Origin of the sequence: Pedobacter changchengzhani, assembly GCF_004354365.1 — a bacterium.
Lineage (GTDB): Bacteria > Bacteroidota > Bacteroidia > Sphingobacteriales > Sphingobacteriaceae > Pedobacter > Pedobacter changchengzhani.
Genome location: NZ_SJCY01000014.1, coordinates 1 through 19,236 on the forward strand (window position 1 = coordinate 1; position 19,236 = coordinate 19,236).

Below are 19,236 nucleotides of genomic sequence, written 5' to 3' on the forward strand. Positions count from 1 at the left end.
ATAAAAAGAGGAACCCCATATCTTGCAGAGATGATTGCATAAAAGAAATTCAGAGGGCATATCTAAAATAATGCTTCTCAAAAAATAATTGCCTTTTTTCTTGTAAAAACCATAGAATACAGGTTTAAATAACTCGGGTAAACCTCTATAACTCCCAAAAGCGTTCAGTTTTTGGCTAAAGCCTATTTCATGTTCAATATCATAGCCCTTGGCTGAAGCCAAGGGCTATGAATTTGTTATCGCAAAAGCTTTCAACTGTTCAGTTTTTGGCTAAAGCCTATTTCATGTTCAATATTATCCCTTGGCTGAAGCCAAGGGCTACGAATTTATGATTGTCGTTTTATTTTCCACCAACATTTACCACAACACCTATTGTAAAAATAGAATTTCCCGCAGTTAAATAATCTCTACTTTTTAACCCGAAATTACTACTTGTTGTATATTGCAGTTGGATAACTTTACTCAATTGCATGCGGGTAAAAAATATAGGTTCGAAAAAAATATTATTTTCTTTTGGTTGTACAACGTTATTTATAAAAAATCGATCCATATTTACTTTACTTATTCTTAACGCCGTACCGTAATTTAATGGAAAATTAGTTCCAAAAATCCTAAAGTTACTTTTCCTTTTCGAACTATAATTTACCTGTAAATACGCCCTACGGTAGTCAACTTTCTGCAATTGTGTGTTAATTAGTAGGTCATCTTTATAATCTCTAAAAGTAATGTTGCTGTAGCCCTTGCCTACACCACCGTAAACTTCAATTATTCTGTTGTCATCAGGCCCGAAAGTGTTAAAATAACCGCCTCCAATTTCAAATAATTTATGGTTAAAATCTTTTGCTTTTCTTTTATTATCCATTGCGGCACCACTAAAAAGTAAAGCAAAATGATCAGAAACAGCATAGGCACCGTTAATACTGGTGTTTCCTTTTAACGATATATGCCCGCCACCACTAAATTCGCCCTGTTTACTTAACATTGGTGTATTGGGTACATTTGGCATGTAAACGGATGAGCAACCAGTAATAAAAATTATTGAAAATGCTAAAATTGAAAATAAGTATTTATTCATAGATGTTTTAATAAACAGATTTAAATGGGAAAAATTGTGCTACAAATCCATATTCATAAATTGCATAACCCTTTTAAATTCTTGATGAAGACTTGCTTTAATGTAAATTTTCTGATTTGTTATTGGATGAACAAAAGTTAATTCAGATGCATGGAGCAACATTGTGGTCATATCCCATTGTTCCTTAAAAAACTTATTTTGCTTATTACAACCGTGTGTTCTATCGCCAATAATTGGGTGTAAAATATGGCTAAAGTGCCTCCTAAGCTGATGCATACGTCCGGTTGTTGGTTTCGCTTCTACTAATGAATACCTCGACGTAGAAAACTTGCCAAACGGAACATCAATTTCTGCTCGTTGTAAGGTTTTAAAATGTGTAAATGAATCTTGGAGGGTTCCATTTTCTTTCGCCAACGGATAATCGATATCCATTTCATCGGCTGTAAAACCACGTAAAATTGATAAATATTTTTTATCAGTTTCTCCATTCATAAACTGCTGTTGCATACCAATTTCAGTAGGCTTATCGAAAGCAAATAATAAGATACCACTTGTCTTTCTATCTAGCCTATGCACCGGACTTACGTGCTTACCAACCTGGTCTCTGAGCATCTGCAAAGCAAACTCGGTAGCATCTCGAGCAATCGATGATTGATGAACCAACAAACCGTGTGGCTTATTAATCGCAATTAAATTTTCGTCTTGATAAATTATCTCCAACATTTTGGCGAAGATAAGAATTGTAGGTTTTTAATTGGCGACTTTTATTTTATACTTCTGAGTATCTCTTAAAATGACGGGAAAAAGTATCAACGTTGTTAAAAGCCAGACAACATAAACTTGCAATATTTGATTATTTACCACCAGAAAAGCGGTAAGTGATGCATATACGCACCAATCATTGTTTGTTATCGTCGAGTTGCAATTGAGATAAGCCAAACGGTTGTAATAAAAGCATACAAGCTCCAATTGCGATACCAATGATGGCGAGCGTTTTCCAATTTTGAAATGGAAATGGATAAGGTTGTTTTAGAAAATTGATTATTTTCATTTTAGGTAAATAAATCAAAAGCCACACGATATGTATTGCAATGGGCATCAACAATATCTTTAATATCAGCAGAATATCCACCGCCCATACTCACCTGAACAGGGATATTCAAATCTTTGCACTTCTTCAAAACCATCAAATCTCTTTCTCTACAAGCGCTTTTACTTAAAGATAGCTTTCCCAATTTATCTGTTGCTAAAACATCAACACCCGATAAATAGAAAACAAAATCTGGCTTTGCCTTTTCGAAAGCGAATGATAAATTTTCTGCTAATAAACTTAAATATTCATTATCGGCTACGCCATCATTTAAAGGAATATCCAAATCAGACTTCTCTTTCCTGAAAGGGAAATTTTTATCGCCATGCATAGAAAAGGTAAATACATTCGGTTCATTTTTAAAAATTTCGGCCGTTCCGTTTCCTTGATGAACATCTAGATCTATAATTAAGATTCGAGTTACTATCTTTCTGTTTAATAAATAGTTGGCTGTTATAGCTTGATCATTTAATAAACAGAAGCCTTCTCCCCAATTACTGCCAGAATGATGCGTGCCACCAGCAATGTTAAATGCAATTCCATCATTTAATGCAAATAATGCAGCATCGATTGTACCCTGTGTAATGCGCAACTCCCGCTCAATTAATTGTTGAGATAAAGGGAAACCAATGCGTCGCTGTTCTTTTACTGGCAAAGTTAAATCTCTTAATTGAAGCCAGTACGCTTCAACGTGGGTAACAAGAATGATATCTTCAGTAACAGGTTCTGGAGAAAATAAATTTTTAGGCTCGATAGTGCCCTCATGTAGAAGTTGGCCAGGAATCAGTTCGTATTTCAACATCGGAAAGCGATGACCTTCTGGCAATGGATGTGCATAAATTGGATGATAGGCAACCTTAATCATTATTGGGAGCTAAAATTACTTTACTAATATTAAGCAGTGCGACTCCTGTTAGATAAATATCTTCAAATGAATTGTACAACGGTACAGGAGAAAATCGAATTACATCAGGTTCCCGCCAATCGCCCAAAATGTGTTTTGCCACCAATTCATCGAAAATTTCTTTGCCTTTTTCCTTTGCTATGATCGATAATTGCGCACCGCGTTCGGCTGGATTTGCTGGTGTAATAATTCTGTATTGCGTAAATCCTATTGATTTATTTACCTCATTTATAATAAATTCTAAATAACCAGTTAAAGCAATACTTTTTATTCTAAGCGGTTCTAAATTGTCTGCCTCTGCAAAAATTTTAAGGGCTGCATGGTAAATCGCCATTGGCAAAACTTGCGTACAACTAACCTGCCAACCATCGGCGCCAGCTTCGGGTACAAAACCTTTATCCATTTTGAATCTAGAATTTTCATTGTATCCCCACCAACCAGCAAAACGGTTTAATTTCGAGGCGAAATGTTTCTCGTGGACAAAAATAGCACTTATCCCGCCAGGACCGCCGTTTTGATATTTATAGGAGCACCAACAGGCAAAATCTACATTCCAGTCGTGTAATTTCATGGGCACATTGCCCGCTGCATGTGCCAAATCAAAACCAACAATGGCACCAACTTCATGTCCGGCTTTTGTAATCGCTTCCATATCGAACCATTGTCCGGTAAAATAATTGATGCCACCAAAAAGCACCAAAGCAATTTCATCTCCGTTTTCTTTGATTTTAGCCACAATATCTTCAGTCCGAAGTGTTGATTCGCCTTCACGTGGAAAAACCTCTATAATCGCTTCGTTTGGCTCGAAACCATGATGTATGATCTGGCTTTCTATCGCATATTGATCTGAAGGAAACGCGCCAGCTTCCATAATAATTTTAGATCGTTTAGACGTAGGACGGTAAAAGCTGACCATTAAGAGGTGTAGATTTACCGTCAAAGTATTCATCGGACAAACCTCCACTTCAAAAGCCCCAACCAAAGGCGCTAATAATCTTTTGATTTCTTTGTGGTAGAACATCCATGGCTCATCTCCATGAAACCAGCCTTCTACCGCGAGATTTGCCCAACGATCTAATTGCAAATTTGTAACCTCTTTAGTAACTTTAGGTTGAAGTCCTAATGAATTACCGCATAGGTATATATAATCCTTACCCATGCGATTTGGAAATAGAAATTTCTTTCTAAAATCCTTTAAAGGATCTTCCCTATCTAAGCGGTTAGCAAAGGTTAAAGTGTTTTCAAAAATCATTATTGTAATAATACAAAAAAAGCAGGTATTGTTTCCAAACCTGCTCAAAATATGATGTTAATTTTATTTTAAAAACTCATGGTGTCGTGCTTACCTAAATCTGGCGTTGACCCCGTCACTAAAGCCTTCAAAGTGCTGAATAGAACCACAATTTTTGATGACGATGAATCCCAGTATTCAGCAGTATGCGGAACCACTTTAATCAAAATCAGTCGTGGATCGTCTATCCCATCAGGAAACCACGCTTTAATAAATGGCGAAAAATACGACTCTTTCCTAACCCGATCATCTACCAATTCGGCATCGCCCTTAACTGTTAAATAGGTGTTTTTTGATGGATCGCTATATACCAATAAAACCGAATTGTCTTTAGATACCTCTTTCGATTTTAAAGAATACTCATTCGTAAAAAACCAAATTGTGCCATCATCTTCAATTTTAGCAGTACCCATCGGTCGGCTTCCAAATTCATCTTTAGTAGAAAAGGTGGTAAACATGCAAATTCTTACACTTTCTGCCATTTCTTTTAAAATGGATATATTTTTTTCGTTTTTCATGCGCTATGTTTTTTAATTCAAAACATCCACCGTAGAAAAATGTTTCAACTAACTAATTAAACGTAGTTCTCAAATAAAAATTTTGGTGTAATAAAATGAAATTTCAATTAGCAAAAGAGCACAAAAACCCGCCCAAAGCCCGTTGTAATTATATAAACTATTTATTTAGTAAAATAGCTATAACTTGCGCTAAGTAAGTATTATCAATCTCATCGAAATGGTTTAGAAACTCACTATCAACATCTAAAACACCAATTACTTCACCATCTTTAATTAGAGGCAAAACTATTTCCGATTTCGATGCCGAGGCACATGCAATATGACCAGAAAACTCGTCAACGTTGGGCACGATTAAAGTTTTTTCTTGTGCCCATGAAGCGCCACAAACACCTTTTCCTTTATGAATACGCGTGCAGGCAACAGGACCTTGAAAAGGCCCTAACACCAATTGCTCGTTTTTAACCAAATAAAAACCCACCCAAAACCAGTTGAACTGTTCTTTTAAGGCAGCCGAAACGTTGGCTAAGTTTGCTATAAAATCATCTTCACCATGTAACAAGCCTTCAATTTGGGGAATTAAAGTTTCGTACTGTTCCGCTTTAGTCGCGGTTCTGTTAATAGTTAAATCTTCTGCCATTTGTAAATTTTTTTATTGAATATTATAACAACAAAGTTAACTGCTTTAGAATTTGCTTGCTTATTATCGTAAAAACTTTACAGACTTAAAACATTTATGGTTTTTTAAGCCTGACTAAAATACTTAATTTTGAACTTTAAATACCATACTTATACACACATGAATAAGAAAACCTTAATCTTTACTTTATTACTTTGCTTAGGCATTATTCAGCTTGCTTATACCCCGCCAGAAGAAGGTATGTTTCCACTTAGTGAGATTCATAAATTAGATCTTAAAAAGGCAGGATTAAAAATTGATCAAAATGAAATTTACAATCCTGGTGCACCAAGTTTGGTTGATGCTTTGGTTAATGTTGGTGGCTGTACAGGTTCTTTCATCTCTAATGAGGGATTGATTATTACCAACCACCACTGTGCATTTAGTGCTGTACAGTTGGCAAGCACGCCCGAAAATGATTACCTAACCAATGGTTTTGTTGCAAATAAACGTGAACTAGAAATTGAGGCAAAAGGACTAACCTGCCGTATAACTGATAGTTATGAGGATGTATCGGATAAGGTATTGGGTGCGGTTGCACAAATTACCGATCCAGCATCTCGAATTTCTGTTATAAACGCTGCAATGAAAAATATCGCTGCAGATGCTGAAAAAAGCGACCCTAGTATCAAAGCAGAAGTATCAGAAATGTTCATCGGTAAAAGCTACGTGCTATTTAAATATAAAACCATAACAGATGTGCGATTGGTTTATGTGCCGAGTAGAAATATTGGAGAGTTTGGTGGCGAAACCGACAATTGGGTTTGGCCACGTCATACTGGTGATTTCTCTTTTATGCGTGCGTATGTATCGCCAGATGGAAAACCTGCGAAATATGCCAAAGAAAATGTGCCCTATAAACCCAAAAAGTTTTTAAAGGTAAATCCAAAAGGCACTAACGAAGAAGATTTTGTGTTCATATTGGGCTATCCGGGAAGAACATTTCGCCACCGCCCAGCTGCGTATATAGAATATCAGCAAAATTATTTACTTCCCTATACATCAGAACTTTACGATTTCCAAAATACAACAATGGAAAACGTAGGGAAGAAAGATAAAGCTACCGAGCTGAAACTTGCCACTCGAATTAAAAGAAATGCAAACGTAATGAAAAACTACCGTGGCAAATTGAAAGGTTTGAAAGGGATTGATTTGGTAAATCAAAAAAAGCAGGAAGATGCAGCTATGGCTACTTTCATTAACAACGATGTTGATTTAAAAGCGCAATATGGCAATTTAATGAGCGATATTGACAACACCTACCGGATTATTAACGGAGATGCCAATCGTGATTTATGGTTAAATCAAATATATAATTCTACTAACTTATTGGTTATCGCCCGAAACATCAACAGTTTCAAAAACGCTCTCGATTTGCAACCTGCAGATCAAAAACAAAGCTTTTTTGATAACAATGTTGCTTCGGTAAAAAATGTTTTGAAAAACAGTTATTCATCTTACGATATTGATGTTGACAAAAAGATTTTGAAAAAGATGATGAACGACGCAGCGGTTTTTAGGCCAAATGAGCGCGTAAATGCAGTGGATAAAATCACCAGCAAAGGATCTGACAATGAAAGCTTAATAAGCTCATTTGTTGCTGATGTTTTTGAATTGACGAAATTGAAAGACGAAAATTATGTAATGAATAATTTGCTAAAATCACCAAAAATATTAGCTAGTTATAACGATGGACTGTTGGTTTTGGAAGGAGGCATAAGTAAGCAACTTGCAGATTTGAAACCCGAAAAGGATAGACGAGATGGTTTGGTAAACAAACTAATGGGCGATTACGTAACGGTTAAGGAGAAATTCCTCAAAAAAGATTTCATTCCTGATGCGAACAGCACACTGCGCTTAACTTATGGCTATGTGCGGGGTTATTCGCCCGCAGATGCAAGCTATATGCATCCGTACACCACAATAAAAGGTATATTGGAAAAAGGCGCAACAGGAAATCCCGAGTATGTTTATCCCCCAGTAATCAAAACCCTTTGGGGCGCAAAAGATTTTGGTGATTTTGCCAAAGATGACTTGAAGGACGTACCGGTTGCGTTTTTATACAACACCGATACAACGGGCGGAAACTCTGGCTCCCCAATTATGGATGCCAATGGCGAATTGATTGGCGTTAACTTCGATAGAAATTATGAAGCCACTATTAACGATTATGCCTGGAATGAAAGCTACAGCAGATCTATAGGTGTTGATATTCGCTATGTATTGTGGGTGGCTGAAAAAGTAGATAAAGCAGATTTTTTGCTAACGGAAATTGGAATAAAAAAGTAATGATTGTAGCCTTAACAATTACTAAATATCGTACCGCAGCCATCCCCTTTGCATTTATGGGGATGGCTATTTTGCGTGTACCGTTGTGGTTAAACAAGAAGTGTAGTTTTTGGAAATTAATGGGAAGTGGCAAAAATGCACAAGTTGATTTGCCTCCTGATTTTAAACATTGGGGAATCATCACCGCATGGGCTAACGTAGAGGATTGCGATGAATTTTATAAAAATTCGTTTGCAATAAAATGGTTTAAATTCTTTGCTATTGAAGATTTTACAATATTACTAAACCCTTTAAGTGCGCATGGCTTATGGGAGGGTAAACAACCATTTACCCTTGATAAAAATAGCAATAAAAAAGATGGTAGAGTAGCTGTAATTACCCGTGCCGGAATTAGACTAAATAAAGTAAAAGAGTTTAGAGAAAACATTAAACGCGCAGCCGATGCGATGAGAGTTGCACCAGGATACATCTTATCTGCGGGTATTGGTGAGTTACCTTTTGTAATGCAGGCCACTTTTTCCATTTGGGAGAGCGCAGAGCTGATGAAAAGTTACGCCTATAAAAGCCATGATCATGCTGATGTTATTAAGTTAACACGGGAAAGAAAATGGTATAGCGAAGAGCTTTTTGCACGCTTTGAAATAATAAGAAGCGAAGGAAGCTTGAATGGAATTGAGTTAGATTAATAAATTAGAAATACAAAAAATGAGAGTAGTCGCAGAGCTTCCGCATCCAGAATGCAAAATCACAATTTTCTCTATGAACCAAAAGTTTATTGTAAAATTTGAGCTTGGTAGTTTGGAGCAGAGCTATAAATTATCGGAGTTAGACCTGAGCGGAGGAGGAGTTAATGATGTGTTTGAAATTTTAGATGAAACATTTATTGCCACAGTGGTTAAGCGTTTTAAACAAATGAACGTAGAGTTTGTTGAAGCCTACAATCGGCACCAATACTAAATATTAAACTGCCTAACTAATTGATATACAGCTGTCGTTTTGATGAAACAGAATTTTATTTTGTGTTTTTGGGGTCTAATAAGTGTCCTAAAACGGCAATAAATTAATTGTTTGTTTAAGTATTAAGATGTAAGTATTTGATTAATAGGTAATTATCATAACTAACAAAATTAAATATTGTATAGTAAAAGCGCCAAATATTAGGGAGGTTTGGCATTATGGGGTTCTTTTTTGATAAAATGATGATTTTGTTTGCTCTTAAAGTCTGACCTCGAAAACTAATTTTAACAAGCAATGTTGGGTTCCTCTTTTTCGAATCGGAGCTTTGCCAATAGCTTTTTTTAAGTCTGATATACTAAAGATTGATGGTTTTTTGATGAACCCCTATTTGATAAAAATAAGAATGCTTTAATCGAAAATATCAGCGAAGAGGTATAACAATATCGTTAGTTTTCAGGTTGGTTGAGTTTAGCATATTTGTGATGATGATAGGAATAATTCTTAACCGTGTGATTTTTGAAAGATTACCGAGTTAGCAGAATTTATAAAATGCTAAAGCCAAAACTTACAATTGAAAAGTCTTTTTAACTTATTGGCGAATAAGAAAAATGTACGCCAAATTTAAGGCATAAAAAAAGCGGTTATGTTTCCATAACCGCTTTAATATTTTATATATGTTAGTTCGCGCGACCAGATTTTTTGTCAGCACCTCTACCGATTAGATAACCGCCGCCTGCGCCAACTACGCCACCAATTATTGCACCACGTCCTTTTTTCTTATCAATTAATGCACCACCAACCGCTCCGGCTGCACCACCAATAACAGCACCTTTTGCAGCTTCACTCCAACCTTTTTTCTTAGCTGTTGGTTGTGTACCACCATAAGCCGAATTTGCTGTACCAGATCCATTTCCACTACTTCTTACATTTGCACTTCTTGCGCCTTCTTTTCTTGCAGTTGCCACCGCAGCAGCTTGCTTACTATCTTCAATTTGTTTTTGTTTAGTAAGCTCGGCTTTTTTAAAGCTATCTAAACGCATACTATCTTTAACCACTTTAATGGTAGCTTGTTTTTCAACTTCCTGTTGTTTTAGTGTGGCTTCTTCTTTGGCTTTGTTATTACAAGCAAACAAAACCGTACTGGTTAATGCAATTACAACGAATATCTTTTTCATAACTTTAATTTTAACATCTTTTTAAATTTAGAGATTTAAAAGATTTTTTTGTTTACGTATTTAGATTGTTATAAGAGAAAACAATGCCAAAATGTTTTAATTTTTATTTCATCGGTTGTAAATCGGTAAACCAAAAACCTAATTTAGAATCCTCATTGTTGAGATTAACATCGTCTTTTTCTGCTAACTTAGGTTTTTTAAAACTTCTAAATACCTGCTCTCCAATTTCAAAATCAATTTTATGTTTAAAAATTGGTCCATCAAACGCAAAACTATGGTATTCACCATTTTCGCCACACGGATCAATATCTGAGGGTAATTGATCGATTAAATCCTGTGTAATAACTTCTCCACAGAAAGACTTCAAATTTTGTTGCGTGCAAATAATGATGGTTTTAAAGGTCAGTTTTAGAAATTCGGAAATTAAAGACTTCGTATTTCTCTTCCAAAGTGGAAAAATTGCCGTTAATCCTACCCTTTCGAGTTGCTTTTCTCGGTATGTGCGTAAATCTTCTAAAAAAATATCACCGAAAATAGAATGTGTAATGCCTTCTTCCTTAAATTTTGATAGATGTTTAAACATCATTTCATCGTAAGTTTCCATATCGGGCAGTTCGGGCAATTTAATTTGATATAGCGGAATGCCGATACTTTCGCATTGGGCAATCAACAATTCTCCCCTTACACCGTGCATAGAAATTCTGTTAAATTCTGCACTTAGCGTCGTGACTAAATATTTGATTTCGATTGTAGGGTCTTGAAGCGCATAGTAAAGTGCCAACGCGCTGTCTTTCCCGCCACTCCAGTTAAATATACAAAGTTTTTTATTTTTCATTTAGCAGAATTTCTTTTAAAATTTGAAGTTGAGAAATGGCTGTTCCTTCTAATTTGATTACGTTTTTATATCTACTAACATTGGGTATATTTGGGTCGATAATAAATTTTCTCGTTCCAGAAGGCACAAAATCCAATAATCCTGCAGCAGGATAAACCGCTAACGATGTACCTATCAAAACAAATACATCGGCGGTGCTACAAATTTCTGCAGCCATTTCTATCATGGGTACAGCTTCGCCAAACCAAACTACATGTGGGCGCAATTGCGATCCAAATTCACAAAGTTCGCCCATTCTTAGTTCATCGCCAACAATTTGATAAGTTGAATCGGGATTGACGTTTGATTGCGATTTTGTAATCACACCGTGCAAATGGCTAACTTTTGTTGAGCCGGCTCTTTCATGTAAATCATCTATATTTTGGGTGATAATTTCCACCTCGAAATGATTTTCTAATTCGGCCAAAATTAAATGTGCTGCATTTGGATTGGCTTCTAAAACTTGCTTTCGTCTATCGTTGTAAAACTGCTGCACCATTTCTGGGTTTTTCTCCCATGCTTCTGGTGTAGCAACATCATATACATTGTAACCTTCCCATAAGCCATCAGTATCTCTAAAGGTTTTTAATCCGCTTTCTGCGCTAATCCCCGCTCCTGTTAGTACAACAATTTTCATTTGATTAAATTTTAAGTGATTGGTTTTTGAAATATTTTTTATCCTATCTTGAGTTCAAACTAATATCAGTTTTTATAAATATTGCTAGCGTTAACGATTGGAGCGGTATCCTTTTTGGTTTTTTCTACCAAAAAGATAAAGCGTAAAGCGTGTTAAAACGCCCTAAACTAAATTAAATCATTACAATTTAGATGATTTACTAAAATAAACTTTTTTGGGGCAAAAAAAATCCTCTTTTGCATTTAAACAAAAGAGGATTTTACTAAGATATTTGATTTTTAAACTCGTTGAGTCTGTAATTTTAATACTGGGTATTTAACTTTAAGCAATTCGAACAAACCGAAAAGAATTGCACCATACATTAAAGTTCCTTCTAAAAATCTAATCTCGAACGGAATAGCTTGTGTTAAACATAAACCAAATCCTGCCAAAGTTTGAGGATAGGTTGGGTTGTGAAACCAAACGCCGAAATCGGTAACCAACCAGTGGATTAAAACGATAACCAAAGTAGAAGCTAAAAGTGAAATAACGTTAATTTTCTTCAACATTACCCTACCCGCTAAAACCATTAAACCAAAAGCCAAATAAACCCACAACTGCCCAAGTAAAGCGCCACCAGCATATTTTTGATAAATAGTGCTATACAACACAATATCGCTAAACAATAAACTTAACAACGGAAATGCAAAAGCTTTTAAGTTATTTTTAAAGTAAGCGCCACCAAATAAAGCAACTGCACCAATTGATGAGAAATTTGCGAACTGCAATTCTTCGGAATTGAAGGTAACCAATAAACGCATCAGCGTTGCAACGAATATAATCAACAATAGTATGGCGATGCTGGGATTAAATTTTAAGTTCGACATTATCTTGGTATGAAGTTTTTAGTAATTAGTATTTAGACTTTTAAAGCAACAAGCTTAGTGCAAAGTTATTATTTTCTAATGGATATTAAAACTAACACCAGTATTAAAATTAAAACCTAACGTGTTGTAGCCAATAATTTCGCTATACTTTTCATTCAAAATGTTTTTGGCATCAAAAAAGAGTTTAACACGTTTTTTAGCTAGCGCATATTCTACATAAGCATTTAACAATTTATATGCAGGCAAAGCATCAACGGTGTATGTGGTAAAGTTACCATCAGTACGGTTGCCAAAATACCGGTAGTTCGCACTTATAAATAAATTATCAGTAGCTTGTACACCTGCATTAATTCCAAATGTATTTTTTGGCCTGCGGAAAAGGTAATCGGCAACCTTATTATCAACAAAATTAAATTCATTCCCTTCAACATACGCATAATAACCGTTAAGGCTAAATTTACCAATTTTTACTGTCGGTTCAACTTCAAAACCTTTAGTTTTTTGACTGATTTGATTCACATATCCAGCAGGATAAGCGTAAATTATCGCATCCTTTAAATCGCGTTTAAAACCAGCAATTCTAACTGTAAACTTTTCATCGGCAATATTTAGATTTAAACCTGCCTCATAATTTTGTGATTTTTCGGGTTTAAGATTCAAATTAGCCCCAAACTGACCGAAAAGCATACTTAAAGTAGGGATTTTAAAAGCTGTTGATACTGTTCCGAATAATTTAACTTCTTTTATAATATTAATGGATGGTGTAATGGTATAGGTATAATTTTCGCCATATTGGTTGTGCTTATTGTAACGGCCACCAACTTCTAAATTAAACACACTTACATCATGCAAGAAAACAGAAGCGTAAGTTGCAAAAATGTTTGTATGTGCATAATTAGTGCCTGCAACAAGGTTTAAAGAGCGGTTATCCAAACCAAGCAAAACATCTAATTTATCGCCAATTTTTTGATTATAAAATAAATCAACCAAACTTACCTTGCCTTTGCTAAAACTTGGGTAAGCACTATGCGCATCGTTAGAAGTGGTTTCGTAACTGTAATTTAAATTAACTTTCGATTTCGAAAAGGCTAATTTGGCGTTTGCACCTAAGGCAGCATTTTTAATTATCGAGAAATTGTTTGCATCTGCAAAAGCGCCACCATCAAACTTATAATTACCAAAGTTATAACGGGCAAAAGGATTGATTGATAAGTTTTTATTCAATTTTAAACCGAAATTGGCATTCACGCCATCGCTTTTATAACCATCTTTATCAAAATCAACCGTGTTTCCTACTGGGTTAGCGGCCTCAGAAATACCATCAGTTTTAACATGAGTATAATTAATGTTGTAATTAAAATCGCTAACACTTCCGTTTACGCCAATTGTTCCTTTGTAAGTTTCGTAGCTCCCTGCGCTTGCAACACCATAAATTGTATTTCCTTTTGGTCCGTCTTTTTTAGTAATGATGTTAATTACGCCACCAATAGCATCAGAACCGTAAATGGTAGATTGGCCACCTCTTAAAATTTCGATGTGGTCAATCTGATCAATAGGAATTAAACGAAGATCAAAAGCACCACCAACGCCCGAAGGGTCATTTTGCACAATACCATCAATTAAAATAAGGGAATAAGCACTACCTGCTCCCCTAACAAAAACCGATTTGTTTAACCCTGGATTACTAGTTGCACCGGCCACAATAATTCCCGCCTGCTCGCTAAGTAATTCGGATAATGATTTTCCGTGGCTACGTTCCAATACTTCTTTTGAAATAATGGTAACCACCTTGCCAGTTTGCGATTGTTTTTGATCGTTTTTTGTTGCAGAAATTACAACATCCTTTAGTTTAAGACTGTCTTGTGCATTAGCCTTTTGGCCAAGCATTAATTGTACAAACCCTAGGCCTGCTACAATTAAAAATTTTTTGTTCATTTGATTGTGAGTTTGTTTGCCCACAGCCAACAGATTAGAAAAGGAAATGAAAATACAATATATAGAAAGTACCTCATCCTTAGCTTCAATCCCCGAAAGCTATGAAATATGTGCTAAGGCAGGTCTTCTGACTTGCTCCCGGTTTTTTGACCTTCCCATTCTTTAACGAACAGTGGCCAATTGGATTAAAAAACCGTTATGGAGCTTACAGCTGCGGGACAGTTGCAGAATTACACTGCATTCCCTTTTAATACCGGGTTTAACCGGTAACCAAAAGCGCTGCAAATGTAACAAAAAAGTTCACTTAAGCAATGTAAGTGAACTCCTTTGTCTATTGAAATTGTTGATCGGTATTATTTTATATTCAAATCTACAGCGCCTTTAACATCCGTAGAAATCTCTCCCAAGAAACTTGCATTAACGTTTTGTGCGGTATAAACTTTTATAAAGTCAACTGTATGTAAAACCACTTTTTTACCCGTTGCATCTACAGCCCAAGAAATATCGAAACCATTATATTGGTTGGTTTTATAATCATCGCCTAAAGAATAGCTATCAGTATAACCCCAATCGAACGCGCTATTGGTAACTAAGCCAGATGTGCTAAGTGTAGATGGAAGCAAAGTGCCTTTAAAAGTAATTGTTTCTTGATTTTTCGCAAAAAGCGGATAAAAATTTCTTGATCTCGAACTGTTATTTACAAATCCGCTCCCTCCTTGGTTATCCGTCCAAGGTACAGCTACAAACGCTTTTGGGTTGGTGTATGTAATTTCGTAATTTTTAATGGTTGTTGTTTTGGCGTACTCACTACCAGCAAGTTCAAACCACTCATCATCGGCTTTGCCATTACCATTTTTATCTCGACTCACCATTACAATACCCGGCTCGGCAAATGCATACGGTAGGCCAATTGGATTGCCGTAAATAGCTAAATCTGTACCCGTTTGGTTTACCACAGAGTGATCAAAACTAAAAATAATGTAGCCACCAAAACCACCTAAAGAAACGGAATTGGTAATGCTTCCAACTAATTTTTGAGCTTGCTCTGGCGAGCCAATTGTAAGTTGGTTAATGTGTTGTCCGGGTGCCGGCGCATATTCTAAAATTGCAGAAATAAATTTGCTACTTGTTGGCGAAGTTGCAATTACAGGCACAGGAACGCTAATTTTGTAGGTATAAACGAAAGTACCAGCATTATTTGTTGCGGTGTAAACCAAAACATAGTCGCCAGCCAAAACAGGCACAAAATTGTAAGTGTTTGCCGTACTTACCACTTTATCATCTAATTTCCATTCTTGAGTAAAGGAGTCGGAATTTGTGTTATTCGCTTCGAACTCAAATTTTCCGTTTACTGGCACCGTGATTTCGGTCGCTTTTGTTTTTAAGTCTGGCTTTGGTGCATACTCCATTCTGTCCTTACTGCAAGAATAAAATAAGGCGATAAAGAGCGTAGAAAGTAAAATGTAATTTTTAATTTTCATGGTAATTTTTAATTGATTTATTTATTATTTAGTGTAAAAAGCAAAGTGTCCTGGAATATCTCCAGTGGTTACCGAAAACTTTTTCTTGCCATATTTATCAAAGCAATAAAGCGTTCCAGGTGTTACATAATCTTTAGCATCGGTAACGTAAATATCCGATGAAAGTGGATCTATGGCTAATCCGTAAGGAATTTCGATTTCTTTTTCTGTACCATCGGTAATAAAATTACTTGGGATAATGGTTTCATCTTTAATATTAATTTTGGTGTAGGAAACTACATTTGAACTTGTAATACTGCTCCATTCAACACTATATATGTAGGCAAAATCCTTATCTATGCATATATCACTCGCCGTAATATTAAACTTCTTTTTAACTGCATCAGTTTTAGTATCGATTACATATAAATTTGAAGGAATGTTCGCATAGTTGCCTCTTGAGGTTACATAAATATCTCCATACTGATCGGCTTTAAGGTGATGTAAATTCACGTCCACATCAATTCTTTTTAGTTCAGTATTGGTGTTTAAATCTATTACAGAAACGGTATGTTCATAATTTGGATAGTTGTAACCGCCAGAGTTTGCCACATAAAGCTTCGAGCCAACAATAGCCATTTCTTCAGGTTGTTGGCCTACTGCTATTTGGGTTTTAACAGCTAGCGCAGCCGTATCAATTACCGCAACATAACCCGCATAAGCAGTTACGTAGGCATTATTTTTATAAAAAGAAATGTATCTACAATTTGGAACATCAACCTGACCAATTTTTTTTGCAGTTTTTACATCCAATATTTCAACCTTATTTGATCCGTTAACAACGATGTATAATCTCGATCCATAAATTTTAATGTCGTTAGCTGCATCGCCCAAGCCCAGCGTAACCGATGGGTTTGCTTGTTCGTAAATATTTTTACGGTAAATTCCGTTAGCATAATCGTAATAATCTAACGATGCTTTATTTGACCCAAAGTTGCCTTCGTTTAAAATATACAAACCATTTATAGCCGTAATTTGATTGGGTACTTTGGTAACTTCTTCGTTAATAATTCCTTTCTCTTTTCTACAAGAAAAGAAAATAGAAGCAAGCATTATTACCGATAATTTAATTTTTAGGTTATTCATATTTGTGGGTTAAAAATCTGCGCTGAGCGTTAATCTGTAGTTTCTTCCGGGCATTGGGTAGTTTAGCACTACATCGTAATATTGGTTTAATAAATTGTTTACTTCTGCCGCAATGCGATAATTAATCTTATTCTTTATAATGTTTTTTTGTAGGGATAAATCGTGGGTGAACCAAGCCGGAACATAGTTTTCAGGTATATTTGCTTTTTGACTGTAACGCTCGCCTGTAAAAATATAACTGTAATTTAGTCCAAAGCTTTTCCAATCCGCACCTAATAAAATAGATGCACTTTGCACCGGGATATATGGGATTTGTTGTTTATAACTGTTACCGGTTGGCGTTACATCGAGTGCTTTTTCGAAAGTATAACCCATTTTCGCTGTAGCTTTAATTTCGCCGAATTGCCAAAGACTTTGCACATTGGTTTCTATACCTTTAATAGATACTTTACCAAGGTTTAGCATAGTCCAACGGAAAAGATTTAACGTAGGTACAGCAACAATTTTATCGGTTACTTGATTGTAATAAGCATCTGTTTGGATAGAGATGCTTTGAAGACTGACGTTTGTGAAGCTTTTTGAAAAGGTAATTCCTAAATCATACTGTGTTGCATATTCAGGTTTTAAGGTAGAATTGCCAATAAAGGTATAATATAAATCGTTAAAAGTTGGCATTCTAAAAATCGATTTGTAAAAAGCCCTAATTCTTAAATTAGCTGTGTTAAAGGGTTGCCACGATGCCATAATTGTTGGTGTGTACGCTGCCTTATTTCCTGCGGGAATATTTGTTTTTACTTTATCGTTTATGATTGTTGCCAATAAATTTGCCTGCACATTAAATCGAGGCCAACGCAATGTATTTGCAAATGCGATAAGCGTAGTATTTCTTGATGGATAAGCAAACGATTGTAAATTGGCATCAAGTTTTTGAAAACTGTAATCGGCCGAAAGCGAGATTACCCAAAATGTATCAATTTGGTATTGATTGGCAAATGAAAAGTATGTTTCTTGTTGCGTATATTTATTATTGAGCGGGCCATTTAACGAAATTCGATCAGGATCTAAATATCTGGTAAAATCATAAGCATATTTAGCATTAAAAAGATATTGGTAGTGCTTATTTTCTTTGCTTTGATAACTGCTTTGCAGGAAGAAATTATCATCCCATTGGCGCTGAGAAAAATTAAATTTATTGGCAACTATCGCTCCCGGAACTCCCCTTTCGCTGTTGTAATTATATAATTTAACCTGCCATTTACTGCTATCTGCTGTTAATCCATAAAGTCCAGCCTCCATACGCTTTGCAAAAATATCCGTATTGGTTCGCGTAACGGTAGTATCATAAACGCCATTTGTGTACCTGTATTTATATTTACCACTGGCATTTAAAATTTCGGTACTTAAATTAAAAGAAAGTTTTTTACTTAGTTTTTGAGTGTAATTAAATGAAGGATTAATAAAATCGAACGAACCACTTTTTAAACTGGCTTTAAAATAATGATTTTGATTAGGTTCGAATTTTGGTACGGGTGTTTTAATGTATAGCGCACTTGCCGATGCATAAGCTTTTGCTGGCATTAGGAGGGCACTTTTTTGTCCGCTGTATAAAGTAACCTCTTCAATATTATCTAAAGAAAACTTACCTAAATCTACTTGTCCGTTTTGCGCATTACCTAACTGAATGCCATCGTAAAATACCGCCGTATGGTTACTGCCCATACTGCGTACATTAATGGTTTTTAAACCGCCAATACCGCCATAATCTTTTAACTGTACACCAGAAAAATAGCGTATAGCATCGGCAACAGATAAACTGCTTAGTCGTTTTAAATCATCGCCTCCCAAATTTTGAACAGGCGTTGGTGATGATTGTAGTAAATTAATTTTTTTTGCCTTAATTTGGATTTCATTGAGCTGTTTTATTTTTGCAGAATCTACCTGTGCCCATAAAAAATTAGGGCACACCACGCCTAAGCATGTTGCAATAGCAAAATAAAAACAACCAATGCCCAAACAAGCATTTTTGTTTTTAATCATTTTTGTTGTGAGTAATTACCCACAGCAACGAGAAATAAGGAGCATGTAAATACAACAAGCAAAACACCCCTAGCTTCAATCCCCGAAAGCTATGAAATATGTGCTAAGGCAGGTCTTCTGACTTACTCCCGGTTTTTTGACCTTCCCATTCTTTAACGAACAGTGGCCAATTGGATTAAAAAACCGTTATGGAGCTTACAGCTGCGGGACAGTTGCAGAATTACACTGCATTCCCTTTTAATACCGGGTTTAACCGGTAACCAAAAGCGCTGCAAAAGTAAGCATTTAAGCTGAGAACAAAAATGT

At 35.7% G+C, this 19,236-nt stretch carries 19 protein-coding genes and 2 riboswitches; of the genes, 3 read left to right on the forward strand and 16 right to left on the reverse strand.

The genetic code is table 11. The features are described from left to right. From EZJ43_RS17385 to EZJ43_RS15515, 8 genes are all read right to left on the reverse strand, one after another. Positions 1-222: hypothetical protein (locus tag EZJ43_RS17385; RefSeq protein ID WP_207924639.1), on the reverse strand; the 222-nt coding region annotated here is incomplete at its 3' end. 118 nt (positions 223-340) lie between these two features. Next, on the reverse strand, positions 341-1,075 hold the full coding sequence (locus tag EZJ43_RS15490; protein WP_133263630.1) for a hypothetical protein: 735 nt from the start codon (positions 1,073-1,075) through the stop codon (positions 341-343). A gap of 39 nt (positions 1,076-1,114) precedes the next feature. Next, positions 1,115-1,798 carry a pseudouridine synthase gene (locus EZJ43_RS15495; RefSeq protein ID WP_133263631.1) on the reverse strand — a complete coding sequence of 228 codons (684 nt, stop codon included), beginning with the start codon at positions 1,796-1,798 and terminating at the stop codon, positions 1,115-1,117. Between the two features lie 175 nt (positions 1,799-1,973). Next, on the reverse strand, positions 1,974-2,126 hold the full coding sequence (locus EZJ43_RS17245) for a hypothetical protein (RefSeq protein WP_165953191.1): 153 nt from the start codon (positions 2,124-2,126) through the stop codon (positions 1,974-1,976). 1 nt (position 2,127) lies between these two features. Then, positions 2,128-3,030 (reverse strand): histone deacetylase family protein, encoded by a 903-nt coding sequence (locus EZJ43_RS15500; RefSeq protein WP_133263632.1) that lies wholly within the window; start codon positions 3,028-3,030, stop codon positions 2,128-2,130. Next, on the reverse strand, positions 3,023-4,321 hold the full coding sequence (gene kynU / locus EZJ43_RS15505) for a kynureninase (protein WP_133263633.1): 1,299 nt from the start codon (positions 4,319-4,321) through the stop codon (positions 3,023-3,025). Before kynU ends, EZJ43_RS15500 begins: the two co-directional genes overlap by 8 nt. A gap of 68 nt (positions 4,322-4,389) precedes the next feature. Then, positions 4,390-4,878 (reverse strand): pyridoxamine 5'-phosphate oxidase family protein, encoded by a 489-nt coding sequence (locus tag EZJ43_RS15510; protein WP_133263634.1) that lies wholly within the window; start codon positions 4,876-4,878, stop codon positions 4,390-4,392. A 157-nt stretch (positions 4,879-5,035) separates the two neighbouring features. Then, on the reverse strand, positions 5,036-5,515 hold the full coding sequence (locus tag EZJ43_RS15515; RefSeq protein ID WP_133263635.1) for a GAF domain-containing protein: 480 nt from the start codon (positions 5,513-5,515) through the stop codon (positions 5,036-5,038). A 159-nt stretch (positions 5,516-5,674) separates the two neighbouring features. Between EZJ43_RS15515 and EZJ43_RS15520 the strand changes: the two genes are divergently transcribed. Genes EZJ43_RS15520 through EZJ43_RS15530 form a run of 3 tightly spaced genes read left to right on the forward strand, consistent with a single transcriptional unit; the run spans position 5,675 to position 8,800 of the window. Beyond that, positions 5,675-7,843: a S46 family peptidase gene (locus EZJ43_RS15520; RefSeq protein WP_133263636.1), complete on the forward strand. Its 2,169-nt coding sequence runs from the start codon at positions 5,675-5,677 to the stop codon at positions 7,841-7,843. Further along, positions 7,843-8,529: a DUF3291 domain-containing protein gene (locus EZJ43_RS15525; protein ID WP_133263637.1), complete on the forward strand. Its 687-nt coding sequence runs from the start codon at positions 7,843-7,845 to the stop codon at positions 8,527-8,529. The genes EZJ43_RS15520 and EZJ43_RS15525 overlap by 1 nt, the downstream gene beginning before the upstream one ends. Before the next feature lie 19 nt (positions 8,530-8,548). Further along, positions 8,549-8,800, forward strand: coding sequence for a hypothetical protein (locus tag EZJ43_RS15530; RefSeq protein ID WP_133263638.1), 252 nt, complete (start codon positions 8,549-8,551; stop codon positions 8,798-8,800). A 677-nt stretch (positions 8,801-9,477) separates the two neighbouring features. Here EZJ43_RS15530 and EZJ43_RS15535 read toward each other — a convergent pair. From EZJ43_RS15535 to EZJ43_RS15570, 8 genes are all read right to left on the reverse strand, one after another. After that, on the reverse strand, positions 9,478-9,975 hold the full coding sequence (locus EZJ43_RS15535) for a YMGG-like glycine zipper-containing protein (protein WP_133263639.1): 498 nt from the start codon (positions 9,973-9,975) through the stop codon (positions 9,478-9,480). Between the two features lie 103 nt (positions 9,976-10,078). Further along, positions 10,079-10,810: a Dph6-related ATP pyrophosphatase gene (locus EZJ43_RS15540; RefSeq protein WP_133263640.1), complete on the reverse strand. Its 732-nt coding sequence runs from the start codon at positions 10,808-10,810 to the stop codon at positions 10,079-10,081. Beyond that, a complete protein-coding gene (locus tag EZJ43_RS15545) occupies positions 10,800-11,486 on the reverse strand; it encodes an SIR2 family NAD-dependent protein deacylase (protein WP_133263641.1) in 687 nt (228 codons plus the stop codon). The genes EZJ43_RS15540 and EZJ43_RS15545 overlap by 11 nt, the downstream gene beginning before the upstream one ends. Before the next feature lie 278 nt (positions 11,487-11,764). Continuing rightward, positions 11,765-12,352: a DUF6580 family putative transport protein gene (locus tag EZJ43_RS15550; protein ID WP_133263642.1), complete on the reverse strand. Its 588-nt coding sequence runs from the start codon at positions 12,350-12,352 to the stop codon at positions 11,765-11,767. 75 nt (positions 12,353-12,427) lie between these two features. Further along, the gene (locus EZJ43_RS15555) at positions 12,428-14,287 is read right to left on the reverse strand and encodes a TonB-dependent receptor plug domain-containing protein (RefSeq protein WP_133263643.1); all 1,860 of its coding nucleotides are present in this window, start codon (positions 14,285-14,287) and stop codon (positions 12,428-12,430) included. Between the two features lie 100 nt (positions 14,288-14,387). Then, positions 14,388-14,577, reverse strand: a riboswitch (cobalamin riboswitch). Positions 14,578-14,640: 63 nt separating this feature from the next. Next, the gene (locus tag EZJ43_RS15560) at positions 14,641-15,768 is read right to left on the reverse strand and encodes a PKD domain-containing protein (protein ID WP_207924640.1); all 1,128 of its coding nucleotides are present in this window, start codon (positions 15,766-15,768) and stop codon (positions 14,641-14,643) included. Between the two features lie 24 nt (positions 15,769-15,792). After that, a complete protein-coding gene (locus EZJ43_RS15565; protein ID WP_133263644.1) occupies positions 15,793-16,893 on the reverse strand; it encodes a YncE family protein in 1,101 nt (366 codons plus the stop codon). 9 nt (positions 16,894-16,902) lie between these two features. Next, a complete protein-coding gene (locus tag EZJ43_RS15570; protein ID WP_133263645.1) occupies positions 16,903-18,930 on the reverse strand; it encodes a TonB-dependent receptor plug domain-containing protein in 2,028 nt (675 codons plus the stop codon). Positions 18,931-19,020: 90 nt separating this feature from the next. Then, positions 19,021-19,210: riboswitch (cobalamin riboswitch) on the reverse strand. Between the last annotated feature and the right edge of the window lie 26 nt (positions 19,211-19,236).